This is a genomic window from Pseudoalteromonas sp. NGC95 (assembly GCF_015864705.1).
GTDB classification, from domain to species: Bacteria; Pseudomonadota; Gammaproteobacteria; order Enterobacterales; family Alteromonadaceae; genus Pseudoalteromonas; species Pseudoalteromonas arctica.
Genome location: NZ_JADYWR010000008.1, coordinates 55,092 through 79,951, shown reverse-complemented (window position 1 = coordinate 79,951; position 24,860 = coordinate 55,092). Strand labels below are relative to the sequence as shown.

The following is a 24,860-nucleotide window of genomic DNA, read 5'->3' as shown; positions in this document are numbered from 1 at the left end:
ATATCTAAATTATAATAATCGAAAACTGCATTCAATCACTTTCATTTAGACACTGAGCCTGCTTATAAATTCGTTTCTACAGGTAAACCTTGTTCTTTATAAATAATTCCACTTTTCATAACAAAGTCAACATTTTGCAATAAATTTATATAGCGCAAAACATCACCTTTTACTGCAATGATATCAGCGGTTTTACCAACAGAGACTGTACCCGTTTTCTTGCTAACTCCCATCATTACTGCAGGCCAGTATGTGGCTGCGCGAATTGTATCCATAGCACTTATATCCATTTGCTCAACCCAAACTGCCATTTCATTCCAAGTACTTTGACAATGAAACTTTGTCGGAATACCGCTGTCTGTTCCAATCAAAAAAACAACTCCAGCATCTTTTAATTGAGCAATTTTTCGTTTTAATGTTGGCTTTCTTAATGGGGTTAATTGCATATATTCTAGTTGTCCAACATTTTTAAGGGAGTTCTGGATATCACTTATCGTGTCTGATTTTAGACCTCGTTGCCAGCATTTACTATCTAGCTTTTCCGGGTTAGCAACCGTTTGCTGATAATTCCATAAACCTTCAACTGTTGGAGTCCAAAATAATGGACCACCGGCAACTCTACCTGTGGCCGTACGCTCTTTCAGCATATTAACAATATCTTCAGGGTACTCAGGTGCAGTAGTTAACCCTGTGTGCTCAAAGTTATCAACTCCGATTTCAAGCCCTCGTCTTATTTCATCAGGCCTATGTGAATGAGCTACAACTTTCAAGCCTCGCTTATGTGCTTGCTCAACGATCGCTTGTGCCTCTTTAAGCGTCATTTTATCTTGATCTATTAGCTTAACTATATCCATTCCAGCGTCTGCTAATTTATTAACTTTTCTTTTTGCATCACTAACACCATTTATACCCCATCGAAATGCTTTAGCCCCTGAATATGCTTCATGCTGTAAAAATGGCCCTGATACATATAAGTTTGGGCCTGGAATATCACCATTATTTATTCTGTTTTTTATGCTAACGGTATCTGCCAGTGGTGCGCCTAAATCCCGAGCACTTGTAACACCTGCGAGTAATAATTGCAGTGCACTTGCTGGCATAATTTCATCTGACAATCGATTTAGATAGGTTTTATCCCAATGTACATAATCTGAATGACCATTTAACATTAAGTGAGCATGATTTTCCCAAAGCCCTGGCAGTACATCCATTCCCTCAGTTGAAATTATTTTAAAGCTGCTTGGCACATCTAAGCTTTCAATAGTTCCTACCTGTTGAATGATTCCATTTTCAATCAATATCACACTATTTGCGATTGGTTGATTACCAAAACCATCAATTAACCGCCCCCCAACTAAAGCGGTTTTCTCTGCTAAGGTAGAAAAAGAAACGAAACTGGCAATTAAAAATAGATAACCCAATCTAATTTTAGACATAATAATCCCTTTAAGTATTTTTTTGATTGCTTTTTGATTACTTATTGCTCTATTTATTTACAGTACATGCAAAAAAAAAGCTAGTCGAATAAAAATGAAAAGAAAAGGATGAAACGACAAAAAAAGAGGCTTAGCCTCTTTTTGTATAAAAATTATGCCTGCTCTATTGGCTCGAGTTTTAATTTAGCGGCAATTAAAACGGCTTGGGTACGATTGTACACGCCGAGTTTTCTAAATATGGCTGTAATGTGTGCTTTTACTGTTGCTTCTGATATGTGCAGTTCATAAGCAATTTGCTTATTAAGTAAACCTTCGTGCAGATATTGCAGCACTCGGTATTGTTGAGGTGTTAATGAGGCAACTTGCGCTGCTATTTCTCGGTCTTCACCTTCAATTTCAGCTACTTTGTTTTTTAACTCTTTTGGTAGCCATGTATCGCCTTCAAGTATTTGGTTAATTGCACTGGCAATATCATCAGACGATGACGATTTAGGAATAAAACCCATAGCGCCGTAACCCATTACTTTAGAAACTATATTAGCGTCTTCACTACCCGAAACAACGGCAATAGGTAAGCTTGGGTATTCTTCTCTAATACGAATAAGACCATATAAATCACCATTACCTGGCATGTGAAGGTCTAGCAGTAATATATCAAGATCCTCTTGCTCGCTTAACACTTGCAGTGTGCTGTCAAAATCGGATGATTCAAAAACCTCTAAACCTTCAAATTTTGCGCTCAGTGCGCCCTTTAGTGCTTCACGAAATAACGGATGGTCGTCCGCTATTAAAAACTGACTCATGGTTCACTCCTAATAAATTCGGCTGCCAGTTAGGTATAAAACCCTTACTGACAGCCGATATACTACGTTTAGAATCAACTTGTAATCAAGTTTTTAACGCACATTTAACGATTTAATCTGTTCTCGATTAGTTCATCGACTACAGATGGATCTGCAAGCGTTGACGTATCACCGAGTTGTTGGTGCTCATTTGCAGCGATTTTACGTAAAATACGACGCATAATCTTACCTGAGCGCGTTTTAGGTAAACCTGGAGACCATTGAATCATATCTGGCGATGCTATTGGGCTAAGCTCTTTACGAACCCAGTTACGTACCTCTTTGGTTAACTCATCGCTTACTGTTACACCTTCGTTAGGTGTAATATAAACATAAATACCTTGGCCTTTAATATCATGCGGGTAACCCACTACTGCAGCTTCTGCTACTGCTTCGTGTGCAACTAACGCACTTTCAATTTCGGCAGTACCTAAGCGATGGCCTGATACGTTAAGTACATCGTCCACACGTCCTGTGATCCAGTAATAACCGTCTTCATCACGACGACAACCATCACCTGTAAAGTAGACACCTGGGTAGGCGCTAAAATAAGTTTGTTCAAAACGTTCATGGTCGTTGTAAACAGTTCGCGCTTGTGATGGCCAGCTATCTAAAATAACTAAATTACCGTCCACAGCACCTTCAAGGTTATTCCCCTCAGCATCAAATAATGCTGGCGCAATACCAAAAAATGGATGGGTCGCAGAGCCAGGCTTTGTATCAGTTGCACCCGGTAGAGGCGTAATCATTATGCCACCGGTTTCTGTTTGCCACCACGTATCAACAATCGGACAATTAGATTTACCAATACTCTCGTAATACCACGTCCATGCTTCTGGATTTATTGGCTCACCAACCGAGCCTAAAATACGTAAACTATCGCGATGTGACGAAGCTGTTGGCTCATCACCTTTCGCCATTAGCGCACGAATTGCTGTAGGCGCAGTATATAAAATAGTTACACCGTGTTTATCAACAATTTCGCCCATACGTCCTGCAGTTGGATAAGTTGGTACACCTTCAAATAATACTTGTGTACAACCGTTTACTAATGGCCCGTATGCAATATAACTGTGGCCTGTGATCCAACCTACATCGGCACTACACCAATACACATCGTCTTCTTTTAAATCAAATACGTATTCATGTGTCATTGATGAGTAAACTAAGTAGCCACCAGTAGTATGCACAACACCCTTCGGCTGACCTGTTGAACCTGATGTATATAAAATAAACAATGGATCTTCAGCGTTCATTGGCTCTGGTTCACACTTTGCTGGTAAATCAGCAACTAGGTCATGCCACCATATATCGTGCTCATTCCAATCAACTTCACCGCCGGTTAATTGGTGCACAATAACATGCTCAATTGAGGTTACAGTTTCTTGCGCTACCGCTTCATCTACATTTGCTTTTAATGGAACACAATTACCTGCTCTGCGCCCTTCATCTGAAGTAATAACAATTTTGGCACCCGAATCTCGAATACGATCTGCAATCGCAGAAGGTGAAAAGCCACCAAATACAACCGAATGAATAGCACCAATACGTGCACAAGCCTGCATTGCATAAACAGCTTGAGGCGTCATAGGCATATAAATCGCTACACGATCACCTTTTTGAACACCTAGCTTTTTTAAACCATTGGCAAACTTGGCTACTTCATCATGCAATTGTTGATAAGTGATATTCTCACTTTGAGATGGGCTGTCACCTTCCCAAATAAGCGCAGTTTTGTCTGCTTTGGTTTTTAAGTGACGATCGATACAATTGTACGAAGCATTAAGGTAGCCATCCTCATACCATTTAATATTTATATGGCCTTTGTCGAATGATGTGTTTTTAACTTTTGTATAAGGGGTAGACCAATCAAGACGTTTGCCATGCTCACGCCAAAAACTTTCTGGGTCATCAATAGATTGCTTGTAAAGCGTATTATATTTATTTTTATCTACAAGAGTCGCATCTTTAATATGCGCAGGAACTGGATAGATACTTTGTGACATCTTAGTCTCCATTTAAATTACTTGCCTTAAGCTTTTATCAAGGATTACTCAGCAGTGCTACATTAAGTATTAGACCTTAGTTGTACACCCCTTCAATTTCCTCATTTGTAGTTTATAATCCTTCTGCTTTCAATTTTTTTACATAAATAATACAACGCGTTAAATGTAAGTAAATACAAACTAATCTGCTCTCAAACCTTAGTCTTATAGACCAATAGGTAATTGAGTAAATATTGCACATATTCAACAGTGTTGTCGTACTCTAATAAAGATATTTTGTTGTACTTACTAAAATGCTTTATTTAACGAATGAAAATAGAAAGTGAATTGAAAGCCAAATTAACAACCCTTTTTATTCGTAAGTAATACTCGTAGCAAGTAATACAAATATCTATGAAAAAAAAGTAATAAATAACAAGTAGCCTTTAAAGGACACCACAATGAAATTTACCCCATTAAAAACATTGGCAGCAAGCGCTGTACTATGTGCACTATCAAGTACTGCATACGCGGCAACTGCTGCAAAAATTGGTGATACCGAATTTACTTACGGTGGATACATTAAACTCGACTCTATGTGGAGTGATTATTCAGCGGGTGCGCCTGCAGGTTCAAACGTAGGTCGTGACTTTTACGTACCAAGTACGCTAACAGTTGGCGACGATAACAGCTCAGATGCTGTGTTTGATATGCATGCTCGCGAGTCACGCTTTAACTTTGGCACAGCCACTGTTATGGATAACGGTAAGACCGTTAACACTAAAATTGAGATTGATTTTTTAGCCTCAGCTGCTGGCGGCAATGAACGTGTATCAAACTCTTATGCTCCACGTATTCGCCATGCGTTTGTGACATACGACGGTTGGTTATTTGGTCAAACATGGTCTAACTTTCAAAACGTGGGTGCCCTTGCTGAAACGCTTGATTTTGTAGGCCCAGCTGAAGGCACTATATTTGTTCGCCAATCGCAAATTAAATATACCACTGGCGCATGGTCTTTCTCATTAGAAAACCCAGAAAGTACAATTTCTACTACTAGCGGTATGGTAGTAACTGATGATGCATCATTGCCTGACTTTACAGCTCGTTACACACACAAAGCTGATTGGGGTAACATTGTTGTTGCAGCGCTTGCTCGCCAACTAACTTATAAAGTAGGCAGTGTTGATGCAGATGAAACATCTTTTGGTATTAGTGCGTCGGGTAAAATAAACCTTGGTGAAGACAACCTTAAATTTATGCTTACTCAAGGTAAAGGCTTAGGCCGTTACGTAGGCTTAAACGTTGCTCACGGCGCAGTACTTAATGGCGATGAACTAGATGCCATTGATTCGACTTCTGGTTTTGTTGCTTACCAGCACAAGTGGACAAGCCAATGGCGTTCAACGTTCTTATACTCTTTCTTCTCTGCTGATAACAACACTGATTTATTAGCTATTTCTGGTGATCCAACTGAATCAAGCCAAAGCTATAGCGCTAACATTTTATATTCCCCTGTTAAACGTCTAACATTTGGAGCTGAGCTAAAACATGCTGAGCGTGAAACTGAAAGTGGCGTAGATGGCGATTTAGATCGTTTACAATTCTCTGTTAAATACTCTTTTTAATAACTAAAAAGCTAACTACTTTAAAAAAGCGGCCTAGGCCGCTTTTTTTATAATTCAATTTAAGTTAAAAAAAACAACCATATTTTTATAAGTCATATCGCTTATCCTAATCAGAATATTATTTACAGACTAAGTAATTTTCCCTAAAACAGCGTAAACGCGTTTACAAATGATAATAGTTTTTGTTTGAGTTTGTTAATTCTAAATAGTAGAATGTCCCAATTATTTAAATAAACTCAAATAATATTAAATATTAATTAAGGGAAAACATGAAACTCAATCGCACTTTTGCACTTTCTTCATTAGTTTTAGCTATGGGTTTTTCAGCTCAAGCGCAAGAAACACCAACTAAGAACACAGTTGAAAATAACAATGAACAAATGGAAGAAATATTAATAGTAGGTGTACGCCAAGATCGAGTTAGCCAAGGTGCTACCGGTTTAACTATGGAGCTTAACGAAACACCACAATCTATTAGTGTAATTGGCGCAGAGCAACTTCAAAACTTTGCAGCAAATAGTATTAATGACGCATTGAAAATGGCTACGGGTATTACTGTAGAACAAGGTGAAACTAACCGCACACGATACACGTCTCGTGGTTTTGATATTAAAAGCACTCAAGTTGATGGTGTTGGTCTACCTAATAACTGGGGCCTCGTTACTGGTGCTATGGAAAGCTACGGTTATGAAAAAATAGAAGTTATTCGTGGTGCTAATGGGCAATTAACAGGCGTTGGTAATGCAGCTGGTACTATTAATTATGTTCGAAAACGCCCAACAAATGAGAATGAAGGTGAAGTAGGTATTTCTGTAGGTACTTATGGTTTAAAGCGCTTACAAGCTGATTATTCATTTTTATTAACAGATTCTGGTAGCTGGGCTGCACGTGTTGTTGGGGCTGCAGAAAGCTCTGATTCATACCTTGATGGTTTAGAAAACGATCGTACTTACTTCTCTGCTGTAGTTGATGGACAACTTACTGGTAATTCAACACTTTCATTTGGTGCTTCACATCAAGATGCGAATACAGATGGAACCATGTGGGGAGGATTACCACTTTCATATGCCGATGGTACACAAGCGCAGTGGGATGTAAGTACAAGTACAACCCAAGAGTGGACTAAATGGGATACTCTCAATACCACAGCTTTTATTGAATATACTTATGTATTCGATAATAACTGGGAAATTAAAACAACTTACAACTACCAAGACTCAGAAGATCAAAGTAAATTACTTTACCTTTATGACGCTTATGGAATGTTTGATAGTGAAACTAATTTAGGCTTAGTCAGTATTCCTGGACGATATGATACAGAATTCTCAGCTGATTTATTTGATATAACAGCTAAAGGTGAGTACAGCTTGTTTGGTCAAGAGCATGAGTTAATGCTTGGTGGTAGTATTTCACAAAGTACATCTTACTCTTTTACTAACTCTTACGATGAAGCAACAACTGAAGCTTATGGTTTAGCGCCTGCTTTTCCATACGCATTAGATGCGATTGCTGAACCTATTTGGGGTGAACGGACTAAGTATGCTGATATTGATGTTACTTTGAAGCGTTTTTTTGGTTCTACTAAATTAAACCTAACAAGTGACTTATTTGTTATTGCGGGCTTTAACGCTATCGATTATGAGCGTACAGGCTTTAGCCAAGGCGTTGATATAGATAATGATGAAAGTGAGGTAAGCCCTTACCTTGCAACAACGTATGCAATTAATGATGATGTTAATGTATATGTAAGCTATTCCGATATTTATCAGCCACAAGAGCAGTACGATTACGATGGTAACTTTTTAGATCCAAGTAAAGGTGTTAATTACGAAGTTGGAGTGAAAACTCAATGGTTTGATGATCAACTACTTGCAACCTTTGCCGTATTTAGTGCAAAACAAGATAATATTGCAACTTATGCAGGGCTAAACGCATCTGGATTTACTTACTATAAAGGAGCTGATCAAGATACCCAAGGCTTTGAATTAGAATTAACCGGACACATAACTGATGATCTAAATGCTGTATTTGCATATACATACTTAGATATAAATGATGACGCAGGCGACAGTTCTCATGAATGGGAACCTGAAAATGTTGTTAATTTTTCATTAGATTATACGCTGCCTCAACTACCTGAGTTTCAGTTTGGTTTAGCCGGTAAATGGCAATCAAAAACAGAAAATATAGCCAGCAATGTTAAGCAGGATTCTTATTTACTTATGAACGCATTTGCTCGATGGGATGCTAGCGAAGACTTATCAATTCAAGCTAACATTGATAACATCACAGATGAAAAACATATTACTAGCTTAGCTAATGTCGGTTTTTATGGCTCTCCTATTAGCGGAAAAGTTAGCTTAACTTATCGCTTTTAAAGTTCTATTTTAATTAGGTCGCATTCTTTAACTATTAGGGCGTGCTTATCTTTGGTGGTTGAATTTGCAGCAGCATGTTTGGTTTTTAGGCAAGGCAGAGCCTATATAGTGTGGTTACTCCCCATAAATAGGCAATAACGCAGCATAAATACCAAATATGCGCTGCCCTTTGGGTTCTTTCTAGGGACGATTAACTCTTTGTTGCCTACATGGATGTAGGTAAGGGGCGTGAGCAGGACGCGGAAGCTTTGCTCGATTTTTACTTAGTCCACTAGGTTACAAATCTCACGCCGCGATTTAACCGCCCCTAGATTGAACAAATTTTAATCCACAAAGATCAACACGCCCTAAAGAATGCTTTTATCTGATTAAAACGTATAGCGTATGATCGCTCTGCTCTTCATTTAGTATAGTAATTACTAATGCAGTGCCTACTCATGCGCTATGTAACCGTATATTTTTATCCGCTTTAAGTTTTTAATAACAAAAAAAACGCTAATCATTACTGATTAACGCTTTTTAAAGCTCGGGTCAAATCAAGCTTAAAAACTCATTTTGATGCTGTTAAAGGTCAGCGTCATCGCCTAACTTATCTTCACCATCTTCTGGTTCAATAGTTGCTTTTAGTAAAAGCATTTCGCGTAACTTGCCTTCAATCTCATCTGCAATTTCTGGGTTTTCTTTCAAAAACTTAATTGAGTTAGATTTACCTTGGCCAACTTTGTTGCCACAGTAGCTATACCAAGCACCTGCTTTTTCAACAATTTTGTGCTTAACACCTAAGTCAATTAACTCGCCTTGCTTAGAAATACCTTCACCATACATGATGATAAATTCAGCTTGTTTAAACGGCGGCGCAACTTTGTTTTTAACAATTTTAACGCGTGTTTCGTTACCAACAACTTCATCGCCTTCTTTAACAGAACCAATACGACGAATATCAATACGAACAGATGCGTAAAACTTAAGTGCATTACCACCTGTTGTTGTTTCTGGGTTACCAAACATAACACCAATTTTCATACGGATTTGGTTAATGAAAATACATAACGTGTTAGAGCGTTTAATGTTACCAGTAAGCTTACGTAATGCTTGTGACATTAAACGTGCTTGTAAGCCCATGTGCGAGTCGCCCATGTCGCCTTCAATTTCAGCTTTTGGTGTAAGTGCAGCAACCGAGTCAATAATAACAACGTCTACCGCGCTTGAGCGCACTAACATGTCACAAATTTCTAATGCTTGCTCACCGGTATCTGGTTGCGATACAAAAAGCTCATCAATGTTAACACCAAGCTTTTGTGCATAAACTGGATCTAGAGCATGCTCAGCATCAATAAAGGCACATGTTTTGCCTTCTTTTTGTGCTTCTGCGATAACTTGTAAAGTAAGCGTTGTTTTACCAGATGACTCAGGTCCGTATACTTCAACAATACGTCCCATAGGTAAACCACCTATGCCTAAAGCAATATCAATACCTAATGAGCCTGTAGATACAGATTCAATGTTTAACGCTTTGTTATCACCCAATTTCATAATTGAGCCTTTACCAAATTGACGTTCAATTTGTGATAGTGCTGCGTCCAACGCTTTTTGTTTGTTATCGTTCATTTTATTCTCCAAATCCAGCTAATGGAATCAAGTATACTGTATGAAATCACAGTATCAAGCTAATTTTTTTATTTTATCTCATCTATTACACTTTTCAATGCAAATACAATAGCTTGCAGTCTAACTTGAGCCCTATCGCCAGAGAATACTTGTTTAAAGGTCAGTACTTTGTCATTAATTTGTATGCCAAACCACACAAGCCCCACAGGTTTGCCATCAGTTGCCCCGCCAGGTCCTGCAATACCCGATACAGCTATAGATATATTTGCATTTGTTGCTTTAATAGCACCTAATGCCATTTCACGCACTGTTTCTTCGCTCACAGCACCGTACTTTGCTAATGTGCTTGCACTTACATTTAGCAAATCTTGCTTTGCTTGGTTGCTGTAAGTCACAAATGCACGGTCAATATAAGTCGAGCTTCCGGGCGTATCTGTAAGGGCATAACTCACTCCGCCACCAGTACATGACTCAGCACTAGTGATCCATAAGCATTTATCCGTTAAAATAGCGCCTAATTGCGCAGCAAGTGTTTTAATCTCTTGATGTAATTCCATATTCAGCCTTTGGGTAAATACATGTCGTTTGATCTTTATGCACCACACACTATAAAACAACAAACCCCTATGATGCAGCAGTATCTAAAAATAAAATCAGAGCATCGCGATATTTTATTGTTTTATCGTATGGGCGATTTTTACGAACTCTTTTTTGATGACGCTAAACGCGCCGCTCAATTACTCGATATTTCGCAAACACATCGCGGTAAAGCCGGTGGCGATCCTATCCCTATGGCGGGCGTGCCTTATCATGCAGTAGAAAACTACCTAGCACGCTTAGTCCAAATGGGTGAATCAGTGGCTATTTGTGAGCAAGTTGGTGACCCTGCAACTAGTAAAGGTCCTGTCGATCGTAAAGTTGTTCGTATAGTTACACCTGGTACAATTTCTGACGAAGCGCTTTTACAAGAACGACAAGACAACCTCCTTACCAGCGTTTGGCAAAGTAAAAAAGGTCTGTACGGTATCGCGTACCTTGATATTAACTCTGGTCGCTTTAACGTTGTAGAGGTTAACACCGACGAAGCCTTTAGCTCAACTATTCAGCGCTTAGCTCCGGCAGAACTTCTGTATAGCGAAAGCTTTGAAAACTTTCATTTAATTGAGCATATAAAAGGTGCCCGCCGCCGCCCAGAGTGGGAGTTCGACTTAGATACGGCCGAGCACTTATTATGCGATCAGTTTGGTACTAAAGATTTAGTTGGTTTTGGTGTTGATAAAGCCCACAGCGCGCTTGTTGCTGCCGGTTGTTTAATGCAATACGTAAAAGATACACAACGTATTGCACTGCCACATATTCGTGCAATTACACTTGAGCACAACGAACACGCTGTTATTTTAGATGCCGCTACTCGTAAAAACTTAGAACTTACCGTTAATTTATCAGGTGGGTTTGAAAATACACTTGCCCAGGTACTTGATAAAACAGCAACACCTATGGGCTCTCGTTTACTTAAGCGCCGTATTCATACACCTGTACGTAATAAAGACGAGCTAAATTCTCGCTTAAATGCAATTAGCGCTATTTTAGATGTACAACTGTGCGGCGAATTACACGAATCATTAAAAGAGATTGGTGATGTAGAGCGTGTTATTGCACGCCTAGCTTTATGCACAGCTCGCCCGCGCGATTTAACTCGCCTTCGCAGCGCATTACAAGCACTTGCGCCACTGCATACTTTGTTAGGTGATGCTAACGATCCTCGTATTACAGGTATTATCAAGCACTCGCCTGAGCTCCCTGATTTACAAGAGTTATTAGAACGTGCAGTGATAGAAAACCCACCGGTACTTATTCGTGACGGTGGCGTTATTGCCCCTGGTTACAACAGCGAACTAGATGAGTGGCGTAACTTAAGTAAAGGTGCAACCGATGTACTTGATCAACTAGAGTTACGTGAACGCGAACGCACGGGTATTAGTACGCTTAAAATTGGTTATAACCGCGTACATGGCTTTTTTATTGAAGTAAGCCGCGCCAATGCCCACTTAGTGCCAGCCGACTACATTCGTCGCCAAACGCTCAAAAATAACGAACGCTATATTATTCCTGAGCTTAAAGAGCACGAAGATAAGGTACTTGGTAGCCAATCAAAAGCCTTAGCGCTTGAAAAGCAACTATACGAAGAGCTGTTCAGATTTATCGCTCCACATATTGAACAGCTGCAAATGATGGCAGCAGCACTGGCCGATTTAGACGTGTTAAATAACTTGGCCGAACGTGCATTTGCACTCAATTATGCAAAACCAGAACTGTGCGATAACGACAATATAAGCATTAAGCAAGGTCGTCACCCTGTTGTTGAACAAGTAATGAAAGAACCGTTTATTGCTAACCCTGTTGAATTAAACAGCCAACGTAAAATGTTGATTATTACGGGTCCAAACATGGGCGGTAAATCAACCTATATGCGCCAAACAGCACTTATTGTACTAATGGCTCACATTGGCAGTTATGTACCTGCAGACAGCGCTAAAATAGGTAATATTGACCGCATATTTACACGTATTGGTGCTAGCGATGATTTAGCATCAGGTCGCTCAACCTTCATGGTAGAAATGACCGAAACAGCGACTATTTTAAATAATGCCACGGCGCAGTCTTTAGTGTTAATGGATGAAATTGGTCGCGGTACAAGTACCTACGATGGGCTCTCGCTTGCGTATGCAACAGCCGATCATTTAGCGTCAAAAATATCAGCTAAAACATTATTTGCTACGCACTACTTTGAGTTAACAGAACTTGCTGAACAAACAACAGGCCTGGTAAACGTGCACCTTGATGCAATAGAGCATAACGATACAATCGCCTTTATGCATACAGTACTTGATGGCGCAGCAAGCAAGAGCTTTGGCTTACAGGTAGCTGCTCTTGCGGGTGTGCCAAAAGCTGTTATTGCACAAGCAAAGCAAAAACTTAAGTTACTTGAAAATCATCAAAGCGTTACTGCACCAAATACTGAGCAACAAGCCTTTACTTTTAATAATGAAGTTGCTCAAAATACACCTTCAGAAGTAGAAGAACAATTAAGCGCAATTGACCCTGATAATTTATCGCCACGCCAAGCGCACGATTTATTATATAAACTAAAAGCATTGTTGTAATTTATATCATCTAATTTACAAGCATAAAAAAAGCCGAAGAATAAATTCTTCGGCTTTTTAACACACATAGTCTCTTAAACTATTTAACCCGTTACGAAAACTGATTAAACAAGCTATCTGTACTTAAACCTTCTTGTTGCAAAATGTCTTTCAAACGACGTAATGCTTCTACCTGAATTTGTCTTACACGCTCACGTGTTAAGCCTATTTCACGACCTACATCTTCAAGTGTAGATGGCTCGTAGCCAAGTAATCCAAATCGACGAGCTAACACTTCGCGTTGTTTAGGGTTTAATTCACCTAACCAATCTACAATATGTTTATTAATATCATTATTTTGTACTTCGCCTTCAGGGCCTGCACTTTTTTCATCTGGGATGATATCAAGCAGTACACTGTCGTTTTCACCACCAATCGGCATATCAACCGATGCTATTCTCTCGTTTAAACGTAGCATTTTAGTTACGTCTTCAACGGGTCTGTCTAGGCAAGCTGCAATTTCGTCAGCTGTTGGCTCATGGTCAAGCTTTTGAGTTAATTCACGTGCTGTACGTAAGTAAACATTAAGCTCTTTAACTACATGGATAGGTAAGCGAATGGTGCGAGTTTGATTCATAATGGCACGTTCAATTGTTTGACGTATCCACCATGTAGCGTAAGTAGAAAATCTAAAGCCACGTTCAGGGTCAAATTTTTCAACAGCGCGAATTAAGCCTAAGTTACCTTCTTCAATTAAATCGAGTAGAGCAAGGCCACGGTTATTGTAACGGCGTGCTATTTTAACAACTAAACGTAAGTTACTTTCAATCATACGTTTGCGTGAGGCTTCACAACCTCGAAGTGATTTGCGAGAAAAAAACACTTCTTCTTCTGCGCTAAGCAAAGGAGAAAAACCAATTTCGCCTAAATAAAGTTGGGTTGCATCAAGGTTTTTAGTTACTTCTTCTTTTGCAAAGATTTCATCGTCTTCTACTTTATCTAGTAAAGTTGTGCTTTCATCAGCAGCGATGTCATCGAATTTTTCGTCAGTCGTAGTGTGTTTGTCAAGTTTTGCTGCGCTAGCCATAAGCCTTCTCCCGAGCAATTATCAATACCTGAAAATTAGGGTAGGTATTTAGCAGGATTGACAGCTTGCCCTCGGTAGCGAATTTCAAAACGAAGCGCGGTGACCGGAGATTCTGAATTACCAATTTCTGCTATTTTTTGTCCTGCCTTAACCTTCTGCTTTTCTTTAACAAGTAATTTCGAGTTATGTGCATAAGCACTTAGGTAATCATCATTATGTTTCAATATGATTAAACTACCATAACCTCGTAGAGCGTTACCCGCGTATACCACTGTTCCTTGTGCCGCAGCTAAGACTGAAGCCCCTTTACGATTAGTAATCTGTAAACCTTTATAACCGTTTTCCTTATTAGAAAAGCGTTTTGTAATTTTGCCCTTTGCAGGCCAAAACCAATTAACTTTACTGCTCGACAAACGTTTAGCATTACTAACTTTGTTACTGGCTTGTTTCTGAACATACTCTCGTTGTTTTGGAGGATCAAGCTCTTTCTTTAATATTATGTTATTTTTTTGTGTGTTTTTTGTAGACTTTTTACTCGAATTCGTATATTTTTCATCCCTTTTTGTTTTTTCGGGCTTGGGGATTAAGGAGATGTTTTGCCCAGGGAAAATTGTGTAAGGTGATGGAATTGAATTGTTTTTTGCAAGTAATCTAAAATCTTTACCGGCGCTAAAGGCTATCGAATAGAGCGTATCACCTTTTTGCACCTTATAAATATCGCCATTTATGTTAATGGTGTGACCTAAATCATTAACATTATTATTTAGGCTGCTAACAGGCGCTGGAATATGGCGAGAAGAGCAACCAGAAAGAAAAACACCAACAAATATAGTTACATACAGTAAAAACTGTTTATTCATTGTATTTTTCTCCCAAATTAGACAATTGATATTTTTAACGCTTAACGCAATAAAAAGTACGCTAGCGCAATTAATACCACTAATCCCCAACCAAGTATTTCAATATATTGACGTAATTTTGCTTCCATTTTAGCCCCGCCCCACTTCATTAAGGCTGAAACTAAAAAGAATCGCGCACCACGTCCAATCGCTGATGCGAGTAAAAATGGCAAAAATGCCATTTGTAAAACACCTGCGCCAATGGTAAATACTTTATATGGTATAGGCGAAAAACCAGCTAAAAACACAACCCAAACACCGTAATCTTTAAACCAATTTAATGCGATATCAAACTTTTCTTGCCAGTGCATTTGTGCAATCAATGGCTCAACAACGGGTTCAAATAGCCAAAACCCAAGCAAGTAACCAACTACTCCACCAACAACCGATGCTATTGTGGCAAAGCTTGCAAAACGCCACGCTTTTTTGGGCTGTGCAAGCGACATAGGTGCAAGCATTACATCGGGTGGTATCGGAAAAAAAACTGACTCTGCAAAGCTCATTGCAGCTAAATAACGTTCCGCATGGCGGTGCTTTGCCCACACTAGGGCCATATCGTATAACTTGGTAAACAACTTCAAAATGAATTCCTATTCAATATCGCCAGGTACTAACGGCACAAATCTAACGGGAGCAATAACATGCTCTTTATAATTATCGCCTTCGCGAATAACCATTACTAATTTTTGATCGCTCTCACCAATGGGCGCTAATAACACGCCTCCATCGACTAACTGAGCAAGTAAGTCTTGCGGAACTTTAGAAGCCGCAGCAGTCACTATAATACCATCAAAAGGTGCTTGTGATTGCCAGCCTTGCCAACCATCACCATGCTTCATGGTTACATTATATAAATCGAGTTGTTGCAATCGACGCTTTGCCTGCCACTGAAGCGTTTTAATACGCTCTACCGAATAAACTTTTGTAAACGTTTTGGCTAATATTGCAGTTTGATATCCAGAGCCAGTACCAATTTCCAGCACTTTATTGCGTACACCAGCTAAGCGAAGTAGCTCTGTCATGCGCGCTACTATATAAGGCTGGGAAATAGTTTGCCCTTGCCCAATAGGTAGCGCCGTATTTTCATAAGCTTTGTGTTTTAGCACATCGTCTACGAATATATGTCGCGGAATATCAGCTATAGCACTCAGTACTTGTGTATCTTCAACGCCTTCGCGCTTTAGTAAGTCAGATAGCGCTTTTGCACTGCGGGTATAATTAGCGAGCACGATTAATCTCCAAATCGGCTAACCAGTCTCCTACTGCTTTTAGGCTGTCTTTGGCTGTCATATCAACACTTAATGGCGTAACTGAAGCATAACCGTTATTGATTGCATAAAAGTCGGTACCCTCACCTGCATCACTTTCTATGCCCAGCGACCCATACCAATAAATATCTCGACCCCAAGGATCGGTTTGTTTGGTCATGGTTTCTGCTTTATGACGAGCACCTAAACGTGTTACTTGCACCCCTTTTAATTCACTTAATGGAATATCTGGCACATTTATATTTATTATTTGATCTTTTGGAAGCGGATGCGAAGCCAAACCTTTAATAATATTTACGGTAACAGCAGCGGCTGTTTCAAAATGCTCGCCCTTATGTGAGCAAAGCGATACTGCAATTGCAGGCAGCCCCAAATGGCGACCTTCAGTTGCAGCGGCAACAGTACCGGAATAAAGCGTGTCATCGCCTAAATTAGCACCATGGTTAATACCTGCAACAACAAGGTCTGGTTTTTCATCAGCTAACTGATTTACACCTAAATGCACACAATCAGTAGGTGTGCCATTAACCGACATAAAACCATTTTCGAGTGTAGTCGCTCGTAGCGGGTTCATTAATGTTAAAGAATTACTTGCGCCACTACAGTTGCGATCAGGTGCAACAAGGGTTACATCTGCAATTTGTATAAGCGCCTGATATAAAACCGCAATGCCTTTAGCATTTACGCCATCATCGTTACTTAACAGTATCTTCATTTATGTCATTATCCTTTTCTTTACGCTCTCGAGGGCTAGCATCTTTATAATCCACCAGCTCACGTAATAATGCAGTTGCAAAACACCCTTTTGGCAAACCAAAACTCAGTTTTAAACTGGTTTCATCTATGGTCTCAACCGTTAAGTTTTGCGGAATTAAACGCAGCATTCTGCGCTCATTTTTAAGGCCTAGCTCACCTAAGCCATCGCACCATGTTTGGAAAGGTTCAAGCCATATTTTTTCTTGTTCGGTCAAACCTTTTTCGCTTTTCCCCACCATAGGTGCCGACATCATAATATCGCCAGTGGCTAATCGTTCTATGTTTTCGTCGTTAATTGCATCTTCAAAAAATGCATTACTGCCGCTGAGCATAAATACTTCACGGTGCATTGTTTTAGCTAAACCATGCTCTTTAACACGTAAATTTACTATTTGATTAAACACATGAGAACGCGCTGCTGAAATAATAATGCCGCGCAGTTTTTTATCGCGAATGCGCTCCCCAGCAAACATTTTTTCAGCCATTACTAAGTTATGACCGCCATGCCCAAAGCGTTGTTCACCAAAGTAATTAGGCACACCTGCGCGTACTGCATTAATACGGCATAAAATATCAAGGGGCTTGGTTACATTACGAAGCGTAATAGTAAATCTATTACCTTTGTGGCAACCCGTACGTAATTTACGGTCGTGGCGCTGTTGCGACACAATAAAAATACTCTCGCTATTTAAATCGCTAAAATCGATAGGCTTTTTAATCGGTACTTTTACACTAAACCACTGTGAGCACACTCCGTGGCGATCTTTCATGCCGGCGTAACTTACGTCTCGCGGTGAAACACCCGCACGTTGTGCAATTAGCTTTGCAACGTATTGCGTATTTTCGCCTTTTTTAACCACCTGTAAACACACGTGTTCGCCACTGCCGGTAAATTCTATACCTAGGTCTTCATCAACCATAAAGTCTTCAGCAGTGGTTTTAAAATCAGCTTTAGAAAGCGGTGCACCGTATAAATAATTTAAATCGCTCATGCGTTTTTTGTACTCGCAAGCTCTTTACTCATAATAACCACCGCATGGCTAGAAATGCCTTCCCTGCGCCCTTCAAAGCCTAGCTTTTCGGTAGTAGTGGCTTTAACGTTAATTTGGCTAAGGTCACAATTTAAATCGCTGGCTAAATTAGCACGCATAGCTTGAATGTGTGGCAGCATTTTTGGCGCTTGTGCAACAATAGTCACATCGCCATTGCCAATTACATAACCTTGCTCTTTAGCTAAGCTCACCACATGGCGAAGTAAAATACGGCTGTCGATATTTTCATACTCGCTAGCCGTATCTGGAAAGTGCTTACCAATATCACCCATTGCAAGCGAGCCTAAAATAGCATCACATAATGCATGAATAGCAACATCGCCATCTGAGTGCGCTAAAAAGCCTTGTGGATAATCAATTTTTTCACCACAAATAGTTAACGGGCCTTCGCCGCCAAATTTATGTACGTCAAAACCATGGCCAATTCGTATCATAATGCACTCTCGTTTTGTTGTTTATGTAATAAAAACCCAGCCAAGTCTAAATCCTCTGGCGTGGTTATTTTAATATTATCGCTGCGACCTGCTACAAGCTTTACTGGCTTACCCGTCCATTCAATTGCACTTGCTTCGTCTGTAATAGTTGCCCCACTTGCTAATGCGCCTTGAAGTGCATTTTTAAGCTCGTCATATTTAAAAAATTGGGGGGTAAGTGCTTGCCATAAATCGTCTCGTGACACAGTTTGTAGGGCATGAGTGTGGCCGCGCTTTATGGTGTCTTTTACTTTGCTAGCTAAAATACCGCCTTCATCAGCGCGTATACATTCATCAATTAAACGTTCTATATCACTAATATTAACTAGCGGACGCGCAGCATCGTGCACCAACACCCATGTAGGCGGGTTAGGCGCTAAAAAAAGCAAGCTATTAAGTACTGAATCTGCACGCTCTTTACCGCCACTGGCGCGAACAATGCGCTTATCAAGTGTTGGGAGTTCGTCAAAATAGGGGTCGCTGTCGCTAAGGGCAACAACAATAGTGCGTAATTGAGATAATTGAGAAAGTTTAGCTAAGGTGTGTTCTAAAATGGTTTTACCGGCTAATTGTATATATTGCTTAGGCGCATTGTGCTGCATTCTACTGCCAACGCCCGCAGCAGGTACAATTGCTGCAATAGTCTGTTTATTTGTCATATTGTTTGCCCGGTAAAACACGAATAAATGTTTCGTCCGGTTTAATCATTCCCAATTCGTTGCGTGCACGCTCTTCAATGCCTTCTTGGCCAAGCTTTAAGTCTTCAATATCTGCTTTAAGTACTTTATTACGTTTAATGAGCTTTTCGTTGGTTTCTTGATGCGACGCTACAGCACCTTTTAGCCGTGTGTAGTCTTGTAAACCATTATGACCAAACCATAATCTGTATTGTACAAACAGTGCTAAGCACAGTAAGCCAACTTGAAAAATACGCATTTAACACTCCTTATTTTAAATTCCAAATACCTTAACTTTAATACGCTAAGGGGCGCTTTAAATTGCGCCAATTAATACTACCCGCTAAAAGCATTTCGCGTAGTGATAAAACCCGTGGCATACAACGCTTCGAAAATTGCCACTGATGCCCGCAACATGCAGCGGTTAAACTCACTTTACTTGGCTTTATTAACTGAGCATTTTGCTGTTCTAGCCCATTTCCTAAAAAATCAAACCAACCAAGCTCGTTACAATGCAGCTTATTTTCGCCTAACTGATCGATACTGTCTATTCTAAGATGCACCTGATCGTAGCCATGTAATATAACGGGCACTATAAGCCCCACTTTGGCATACGTTTGATAAAAAAGTTCATTAGCTTGAACATTCACATCGGGTGGGGTCGGTTTTTGCTTTTCAAGCCACGTACCATTTTGCGCGTCCAGCGTAAAAGGCGTGTCACCATTGGCAACTAACGTTGCAGCTCGCTCAATATAATAAGGTAGGCTTTTTAACTGACGGCGCAGTTTATCGGCATTAGGCTCTGCAACTAATCGCTGAACCTCACGCTGATAAAACGCATTGCACAATTGTGCATACAACACTTTTTGTGCATCAGTTTGCCAAATTTCAACTTGCTGCTGAGCACCAAGTGACTGATTTTTAGCGACCAAAAGCTGTACTCAAAAATATTCAGATAAATGTTTTATAACACAGTATTGAATATTTTTTAAGCGCAGCGCACTAATTAAGCGCTTGGCTTTTCACCTAATTTTGCTTTACCTGATTCTAAAAATTGCACAACCGTATTACGCTTTTTACCAATTAGTAAACTGCCATCAGCTAAAAACATAAAGTTTTGCCAATTGCGTTTAAATACATCAAATGTTGTTTCGATAATATTATCGCGTGCCATACAAAAATAAACAGTGGTGTTAGCTTCCCAATCTAAAAACGTTAAGATTGCTTCTGGAGGTTGCGCATCCCCATTTTCCCACGCATCTTGCCAATCTACTTCTTGGCTAAAGCTTTTTTCTTGGCCACACCAATCGGTGTCTTCAAAAAAATCTGGGTGATCAAACTCACGGCTTACCATGGTTGTCCAAAGTACGGCTGCGCGCTCATCTCCCATAGGCTTTATTTTTACTGCGTCTTCATCTGATACAGGTAAGTCTTTATGACGAAAAACCCATGCTTTTTTGTAATCATCTAGCGAAATATAGTTCATAGTATTGGCAAATTAGTTAACATTAAAAGTGCAAAGCCAAATTATACAAGAGATCAAAACATGACTACAGCAATAAAACCACTTTCACTCAAACCAGGCATATACCAACACTACAAAGGGCCGCAATACAAAGTTGTTCATGTTGCCACCCATAGCGAAACCGAGGAGCAGCTTGTGATTTATCAAGCGCTATATGGTGAATTTGGTATGTGGGCGCGCCCACTTAGTATGTTTTTAGAAACTGTTGAAAAAGAAGGTGAGGTCATACCGCGTTTTGCCTACCTTGGACCTGCCGTTTAACTATGGCATTATAACAAAATAACTTACTCCTCAGACCAGACAAGGGTACACCGTGCAATTTAATTCAACTGACAATTACATAGCGAGTAGCGCGCTTAAACAAGCTGTAAATGCTGCCATTATGCTCGAAAAACCACTTTTAATTAAAGGCGAACCTGGCACAGGTAAAACTATGCTGGCTGAGGAGTTGGCTAAAAGCCTAGATACCACGCTTATTCAGTGGCACATAAAATCGACTACTAAAGCACAGCAAGGCTTATACGAGTACGACGCGGTTTCGCGCCTGCGCGACAGCCAATTAGGTGACGAGCGTGTACACAATATTGGCAACTACATCGTTAAAGGTAAGCTTTGGCAAGCGTTTACATATGCAGAGCTTAACGGCAAACGCCCAGTGCTTTTAATTGATGAAATAGACAAAGCCGACATAGAGTTCCCAAACGACTTACTACTTGAGCTTGATAAAATGGAGTTTCATGTTTACGAAACTAATGAACGCATTGTCGCAAAAGAGCGCCCTATTGTGATCATCACATCAAATAACGAAAAAGAATTACCGGACGCATTTTTACGCCGCTGCTTTTTTCATTACATTGATTTTCCTAGCAGCGACGAAATGCAGCAAATTATTGACGTGCACTACCCTAACGTTAAGCAAGATTTAGTACGCCAAGCACTCGAAGTGTTTTTTAACCTGCGCGAAGCTAACGGCCTTAAAAAGAAGCCATCCACCAGCGAATTACTCGACTGGCTTAAACTACTTATGGCAGAAGACATAGACGCTAAAACACTGCACGACAAAGCTAAAAAAGGCGGATTAATGCCCATGTTTGGCGCATTACTTAAAAATGAGCAAGACATAAGCCTAATCGAAAAACTCGCCTTTATGAGCCGCCGTTAATATGTTGATTGCGTTTTTCTTCAAACTGCGTGAATACCGCTTGCCTGTAAGCCTGCGCGAGCTACTCGATTTAATAAACGCCTTAAAAAAAGGCGTTATATTTGCCGACGTAGACGCCTTTTACCATTTAGCACGCACCATAATGGTAAAAGATGAAACGCACTTTGACCGATTTGACAAAGCCTTTAGCGACTATTTTAGTGGTATTGCTGACCTCGATTTGCTCGAGAGCTTAAAGCAACAGCACAACTTACCTGAAGACTGGCTACGTAAAGAATTCGAAAAAAACCTAAGCGAGGAAGAAAAAGCCCAACTTAAAGCTATGGGCGGACTCGACGAGCTTATGAAAACCCTAAAAGAGCGTTTAGAAGAGCAACAAAAACGCCACGCTGGTGGCAATAAATGGGTGGGTACTGGCGGTACATCACCTTTTGGTGCATACGGCTATAACCCAGAAGGCGTGCGTATTGGGCAAGACGGCAACCGTAACCGCCAAGCGGTAAAAGTGTGGGATAAACGAGAATACAAAAACCTCGACACCGACAGAGAAATTAGTTCGCGCACAGTTAAACTCGCCCTTAAAAAGTTACGAAAGTTTGCCCGCACTGGCGCAAGCGACACGCTTGATTTAAACGAGACTATTCGCGCTACTGCAAAACAAGGCGGCATGCTTGATGTAAAAATGGCGCCCGAACGCCACAATGCAGTAAAAGTACTCATGCTGTTTGATATTGGCGGCTCAATGGATGACTACATTCATACCTGCGAAGAATTATTTAGCGCAGCCCACAGCGAATTTAAACATTTAGAGTTTTACTACTTTCATAACTGTTTATACGAACACGTTTGGCAAGACAACGCGCGCCGCCATTCAAACGTGATTGACACCATGACGCTCATAAACAAGTTCACCAGCGACTATAAAGTAATATTTGTTGGCGATGCCACTATGGGCCCTTACGAAATAGCCTACCCCGGCGGCTCGGTAGAGCATTACAACGAAGAGCCCGGCAGTGCATGGTTACAACGCATAACAAACCACTTTGATAAAGTCGCCTGGCTCAACCCGCAACCCGTTGAACACTGGCCGTACTATCAATCAATTGGTTTTATAAAAGAGCTAATGAACAATCGCATGTATGCGCTGAGTTTAGACGGGATAAGTAGAGCGATAAAAGAGCTGAGTTAAAATGAGTAATAGGAATATATTAAAATTAGTTTTGTTTGCATCACTTATTATAAATATGGTTTTTATTACTATCTCTCTAAGTGACTCTAAAAAGGATAAAAGCATTTATTTATTAGCAAGCAATGTTGAAGCTAAATGCTTGAATGATTGGAAATCACAAGACTCTAGGGTGCCTTTTATTACCTCTCATCAAATTTTAGGACCAGATCCTTTTACTGAATATAACCTTTTAGAGCTGGGAGGTTATGATCAGTCAACATCTTTCACATACGAATTCTCAGCATGTTTTAAAGATAAGTTTTCTACAGTAAGAACAATTGCAGAGATGAAATATGCTATTGATTTCATGGGTAAGCAATCAAAAAATGTTGGATTTTATAAATTACCAAATTCTGATGAAATTATTGTTTACTCAAATGAGTAACAATTAGGCTAGATTAGCTAAAGTCATAACTCGTTGAGCATTGGCTGTACTATCAATCAATTGGCTTTATAAAAAAGCTAATGAACAACCGCATGTATGCGCTTAGTTTAGATGGGGTCAGTGGAGCGATAAAAGAGCTGAGTTAGATGCGAACTAACGACAGTTCAGTTCCTGCAGCTAACCTTCTAGGCGTGTATCTGAAACTCTGTTGGGTGGCGCCTTCGGCTTAACCAACCTACCTTTTGACGTAGGTCGAATAAGTAGCGAAGCCACGCCATCCGACAAAAATGAAGAATTTACTAGAAACACCCCGAGTTACCACGTTAATCGTATGCAAGCTAAACACCTCTCATACTTGTGGTTCTTTAGAAATAGAAGTTTCTTTTATGGTCGTAAATTTAAGTTATCTTTAACTTTTCTAACTCTTCATATATTTTAAAAACTTCTCCTATTATTGAATTACTTTTAGCTCCTAGGAGCTTTGGCATCCTATGAAATAGTGATCCTTTTCGTTTGTAATCTAAGCCAGGATAGTGCGATATAAACTCGTTTTTATTATTAACTACGTAACCACACTTTATTTCTGAGCTCCTCATTTTTGAGACTGCACTGGTATAATAATTAGCTCTCAACTCGTAATTATGAATTGCGTCTTCTAACTCTTCTAAAATACAAAGCAAACGTTTAGTTTTAGTGCCTATTAATATTTCTAAGTATGTACTCATAGAAAAAATATTAGCAGCCTGTGCACTTAGCTGGTGGTATCGGATAGAAACCGCTTCTTCAAGCAGCTTCAACTCATTCTCAAGCTCTTGTATTTCATTAATTATTTCGGGTATTTTTAAATCTTCTTGAGCTTTACGATCCAACTTAGCAAATAGTAAATAAGCCTCATCAGCCATCTCAAGAACAAAATTAGGCAATGATTGTACCTGTTTACTGAGAAACTCTCTAAACTCTTTAACACCTTGATTATGCCTAAATAATATAAATTCTCTTACAGCAACAAGAGCAGCTACAACTGTAGCCATTCCACCAGAAAAGCTTCCAAAGTTTGCTAAAATATTACTAGACACTCCCTTTGCTGATAGAATTATAAATGAGCCATATAAAAGAGTTGCTATTGAAAGCCAAAGAGCGAGCCAAAAGAAGTAATTTATATAAAGTCGACCTACTTTTACTTTTAGATGCTTAAGCATTTAACATTTCCTTTATATAGACATCTAGTAACATAACACAATCTCGGCTTCCCCTTATAAAAGCAAAGTATCAAATCTTGACTTCATACATCATAATTTTTAACTGTCAGCTTCACGCTCTGAGCCGCC

Annotated in this window: 24 protein-coding genes; 7 read left to right on the top strand and 17 right to left on the bottom strand. The window is 39.8% G+C overall.

All coding sequences use genetic code 11. The features are described from left to right. Positions 1 to 62 precede the first annotated feature (62 nt). From I6E70_RS09325 to acs, 3 genes are all read right to left on the bottom strand, one after another. Positions 63 to 1,436, bottom strand: coding sequence for an amidohydrolase family protein (locus tag I6E70_RS09325; RefSeq protein WP_197188580.1), 1,374 nt, complete (start codon positions 1,434 to 1,436; stop codon positions 63 to 65). Between the two features lie 152 nt (positions 1,437 to 1,588). Beyond that, positions 1,589 to 2,239 carry a response regulator transcription factor gene (locus I6E70_RS09320; protein WP_007584799.1) on the bottom strand — a complete coding sequence of 217 codons (651 nt, stop codon included), beginning with the start codon at positions 2,237 to 2,239 and terminating at the stop codon, positions 1,589 to 1,591. Between the two features lie 104 nt (positions 2,240 to 2,343). After that, entirely contained in the window at positions 2,344 to 4,284 is a 1,941-nt protein-coding gene (gene acs / locus I6E70_RS09315) for an acetate--CoA ligase (protein WP_197188579.1), read from the bottom strand. Between the two features lie 440 nt (positions 4,285 to 4,724). On the opposite strand from acs, the gene I6E70_RS09310 reads away from it, so the two are divergent. Then, complete coding sequence (locus I6E70_RS09310) at positions 4,725 to 5,891, top strand: DcaP family trimeric outer membrane transporter (RefSeq protein ID WP_010554447.1); 1,167 nt, start codon at positions 4,725 to 4,727, stop codon at positions 5,889 to 5,891. Positions 5,892 to 6,160: 269 nt separating this feature from the next. Continuing rightward, positions 6,161 to 8,269, top strand: a complete 2,109-nt coding sequence (locus I6E70_RS09305) for a TonB-dependent siderophore receptor (protein WP_197188578.1) — start codon at positions 6,161 to 6,163, stop codon at positions 8,267 to 8,269. Between the two features lie 564 nt (positions 8,270 to 8,833). Here the strand turns inward: I6E70_RS09305 and recA are convergent. After that, entirely contained in the window at positions 8,834 to 9,877 is a 1,044-nt protein-coding gene (gene recA / locus I6E70_RS09300; protein WP_007584792.1) for a recombinase RecA, read from the bottom strand. Between the two features lie 68 nt (positions 9,878 to 9,945). After that, on the bottom strand, positions 9,946 to 10,434 hold the full coding sequence (locus I6E70_RS09295) for a CinA family protein (protein WP_197188577.1): 489 nt from the start codon (positions 10,432 to 10,434) through the stop codon (positions 9,946 to 9,948). A 21-nt stretch (positions 10,435 to 10,455) separates the two neighbouring features. On the opposite strand from I6E70_RS09295, the gene mutS reads away from it, so the two are divergent. Beyond that, on the top strand, positions 10,456 to 13,041 hold the full coding sequence (gene mutS, locus I6E70_RS09290; protein ID WP_197188576.1) for a DNA mismatch repair protein MutS: 2,586 nt from the start codon (positions 10,456 to 10,458) through the stop codon (positions 13,039 to 13,041). A gap of 91 nt (positions 13,042 to 13,132) precedes the next feature. Here mutS and rpoS read toward each other — a convergent pair whose 3' ends face one another. The 11 genes from rpoS to I6E70_RS09235 form a co-directional block, all read right to left on the bottom strand. Beyond that, the gene (rpoS, locus tag I6E70_RS09285; protein ID WP_007584786.1) at positions 13,133 to 14,107 is read right to left on the bottom strand and encodes an RNA polymerase sigma factor RpoS; all 975 of its coding nucleotides are present in this window, start codon (positions 14,105 to 14,107) and stop codon (positions 13,133 to 13,135) included. A gap of 35 nt (positions 14,108 to 14,142) precedes the next feature. Further along, a complete protein-coding gene (locus tag I6E70_RS09280; RefSeq protein WP_197188575.1) occupies positions 14,143 to 14,967 on the bottom strand; it encodes a peptidoglycan DD-metalloendopeptidase family protein in 825 nt (274 codons plus the stop codon). A 41-nt stretch (positions 14,968 to 15,008) separates the two neighbouring features. Further along, complete coding sequence (locus tag I6E70_RS09275; RefSeq protein ID WP_007584782.1) at positions 15,009 to 15,587, bottom strand: YqaA family protein; 579 nt, start codon at positions 15,585 to 15,587, stop codon at positions 15,009 to 15,011. A 9-nt stretch (positions 15,588 to 15,596) separates the two neighbouring features. Next, entirely contained in the window at positions 15,597 to 16,235 is a 639-nt protein-coding gene (locus I6E70_RS09270) for a protein-L-isoaspartate(D-aspartate) O-methyltransferase (protein ID WP_197188574.1), read from the bottom strand. Next, complete coding sequence (surE, locus tag I6E70_RS09265; protein WP_007584778.1) at positions 16,225 to 16,989, bottom strand: 5'/3'-nucleotidase SurE; 765 nt, start codon at positions 16,987 to 16,989, stop codon at positions 16,225 to 16,227. Before surE ends, I6E70_RS09270 begins: the two co-directional genes overlap by 11 nt. Beyond that, a complete protein-coding gene (truD, locus tag I6E70_RS09260) occupies positions 16,970 to 18,022 on the bottom strand; it encodes a tRNA pseudouridine(13) synthase TruD (protein ID WP_024591481.1) in 1,053 nt (350 codons plus the stop codon). Before truD ends, surE begins: the two co-directional genes overlap by 20 nt. Next, positions 18,019 to 18,516, bottom strand: coding sequence for a 2-C-methyl-D-erythritol 2,4-cyclodiphosphate synthase (gene ispF, locus I6E70_RS09255; protein WP_010554441.1), 498 nt, complete (start codon positions 18,514 to 18,516; stop codon positions 18,019 to 18,021). The genes truD and ispF overlap by 4 nt, the downstream gene beginning before the upstream one ends. Next, the gene (gene ispD / locus I6E70_RS09250) at positions 18,513 to 19,214 is read right to left on the bottom strand and encodes a 2-C-methyl-D-erythritol 4-phosphate cytidylyltransferase (protein WP_197188573.1); all 702 of its coding nucleotides are present in this window, start codon (positions 19,212 to 19,214) and stop codon (positions 18,513 to 18,515) included. Before ispD ends, ispF begins: the two co-directional genes overlap by 4 nt. Then, positions 19,204 to 19,491 carry a cell division protein FtsB gene (ftsB, locus tag I6E70_RS09245; protein ID WP_007584772.1) on the bottom strand — a complete coding sequence of 96 codons (288 nt, stop codon included), beginning with the start codon at positions 19,489 to 19,491 and terminating at the stop codon, positions 19,204 to 19,206. The genes ispD and ftsB overlap by 11 nt, the downstream gene beginning before the upstream one ends. 37 nt (positions 19,492 to 19,528) lie before the next feature. Continuing rightward, complete coding sequence (locus I6E70_RS09240) at positions 19,529 to 20,164, bottom strand: hypothetical protein (RefSeq protein ID WP_197188572.1); 636 nt, start codon at positions 20,162 to 20,164, stop codon at positions 19,529 to 19,531. Positions 20,165 to 20,238: 74 nt separating this feature from the next. Beyond that, positions 20,239 to 20,718, bottom strand: coding sequence for a DUF2947 domain-containing protein (locus I6E70_RS09235; RefSeq protein ID WP_010554439.1), 480 nt, complete (start codon positions 20,716 to 20,718; stop codon positions 20,239 to 20,241). Between the two features lie 60 nt (positions 20,719 to 20,778). On the opposite strand from I6E70_RS09235, the gene I6E70_RS09230 reads away from it, so the two are divergent. From I6E70_RS09230 to I6E70_RS09215, 4 genes are read left to right on the top strand one after another with little or no spacing between them, the layout of a single operon-like run. Next, entirely contained in the window at positions 20,779 to 21,018 is a 240-nt protein-coding gene (locus tag I6E70_RS09230) for a DUF1653 domain-containing protein (protein ID WP_010554438.1), read from the top strand. Positions 21,019 to 21,070: 52 nt separating this feature from the next. Continuing rightward, positions 21,071 to 21,919 carry an AAA family ATPase gene (locus I6E70_RS09225; protein WP_010554437.1) on the top strand — a complete coding sequence of 283 codons (849 nt, stop codon included), beginning with the start codon at positions 21,071 to 21,073 and terminating at the stop codon, positions 21,917 to 21,919. 1 nt (position 21,920) lies between these two features. After that, on the top strand, positions 21,921 to 23,108 hold the full coding sequence (locus tag I6E70_RS09220) for a vWA domain-containing protein (protein WP_197188571.1): 1,188 nt from the start codon (positions 21,921 to 21,923) through the stop codon (positions 23,106 to 23,108). A gap of 1 nt (position 23,109) precedes the next feature. Next, positions 23,110 to 23,532, top strand: a complete 423-nt coding sequence (locus tag I6E70_RS09215) for a hypothetical protein (protein WP_197188570.1) — start codon at positions 23,110 to 23,112, stop codon at positions 23,530 to 23,532. 398 nt (positions 23,533 to 23,930) lie between these two features. Here I6E70_RS09215 and I6E70_RS09210 read toward each other — a convergent pair whose 3' ends face one another. Then, positions 23,931 to 24,731 (bottom strand): hypothetical protein, encoded by an 801-nt coding sequence (locus tag I6E70_RS09210; RefSeq protein ID WP_197188569.1) that lies wholly within the window; start codon positions 24,729 to 24,731, stop codon positions 23,931 to 23,933. Between the last annotated feature and the right edge of the window lie 129 nt (positions 24,732 to 24,860).

What these genes read in the sequence shown, in the direction of transcription:
- I6E70_RS09310 (WP_010554447.1), top strand. Translation starts at nt 4,725, where the DNA reads ATGAAATTTACCCCATTAAAAACATTGGCAGCAAGCGCTGTACTATGT.
- rpoS (WP_007584786.1), bottom strand. Translation starts at nt 14,107, where the DNA reads ATGGCTAGCGCAGCAAAACTTGACAAACACACTACGACTGACGAAAAA.
- I6E70_RS09320 (WP_007584799.1), bottom strand. Translation starts at nt 2,239, where the DNA reads ATGAGTCAGTTTTTAATAGCGGACGACCATCCGTTATTTCGTGAAGCA.
- recA (WP_007584792.1), bottom strand. Translation starts at nt 9,877, where the DNA reads ATGAACGATAACAAACAAAAAGCGTTGGACGCAGCACTATCACAAATT.
- I6E70_RS09295 (WP_197188577.1), bottom strand. Translation starts at nt 10,434, where the DNA reads ATGGAATTACATCAAGAGATTAAAACACTTGCTGCGCAATTAGGCGCT.
- ispD (WP_197188573.1), bottom strand. Translation starts at nt 19,214, where the DNA reads ATGACAAATAAACAGACTATTGCAGCAATTGTACCTGCTGCGGGCGTT.
- I6E70_RS09230 (WP_010554438.1), top strand. Translation starts at nt 20,779, where the DNA reads ATGACTACAGCAATAAAACCACTTTCACTCAAACCAGGCATATACCAA.
- I6E70_RS09215 (WP_197188570.1), top strand. Translation starts at nt 23,110, where the DNA reads ATGAGTAATAGGAATATATTAAAATTAGTTTTGTTTGCATCACTTATT.
- ispF (WP_010554441.1), bottom strand. Translation starts at nt 18,516, where the DNA reads ATGATACGAATTGGCCATGGTTTTGACGTACATAAATTTGGCGGCGAA.
- I6E70_RS09325 (WP_197188580.1), bottom strand. Translation starts at nt 1,436, where the DNA reads ATGTCTAAAATTAGATTGGGTTATCTATTTTTAATTGCCAGTTTCGTT.
- I6E70_RS09220 (WP_197188571.1), top strand. Translation starts at nt 21,921, where the DNA reads ATGTTGATTGCGTTTTTCTTCAAACTGCGTGAATACCGCTTGCCTGTA.
- acs (WP_197188579.1), bottom strand. Translation starts at nt 4,284, where the DNA reads ATGTCACAAAGTATCTATCCAGTTCCTGCGCATATTAAAGATGCGACT.
- I6E70_RS09280 (WP_197188575.1), bottom strand. Translation starts at nt 14,967, where the DNA reads ATGAATAAACAGTTTTTACTGTATGTAACTATATTTGTTGGTGTTTTT.
- I6E70_RS09210 (WP_197188569.1), bottom strand. Translation starts at nt 24,731, where the DNA reads ATGCTTAAGCATCTAAAAGTAAAAGTAGGTCGACTTTATATAAATTAC.
- truD (WP_024591481.1), bottom strand. Translation starts at nt 18,022, where the DNA reads ATGAGCGATTTAAATTATTTATACGGTGCACCGCTTTCTAAAGCTGAT.
- surE (WP_007584778.1), bottom strand. Translation starts at nt 16,989, where the DNA reads ATGAAGATACTGTTAAGTAACGATGATGGCGTAAATGCTAAAGGCATT.
- I6E70_RS09305 (WP_197188578.1), top strand. Translation starts at nt 6,161, where the DNA reads ATGAAACTCAATCGCACTTTTGCACTTTCTTCATTAGTTTTAGCTATG.
- I6E70_RS09235 (WP_010554439.1), bottom strand. Translation starts at nt 20,718, where the DNA reads ATGAACTATATTTCGCTAGATGATTACAAAAAAGCATGGGTTTTTCGT.
- ftsB (WP_007584772.1), bottom strand. Translation starts at nt 19,491, where the DNA reads ATGCGTATTTTTCAAGTTGGCTTACTGTGCTTAGCACTGTTTGTACAA.
- mutS (WP_197188576.1), top strand. Translation starts at nt 10,456, where the DNA reads ATGTCGTTTGATCTTTATGCACCACACACTATAAAACAACAAACCCCT.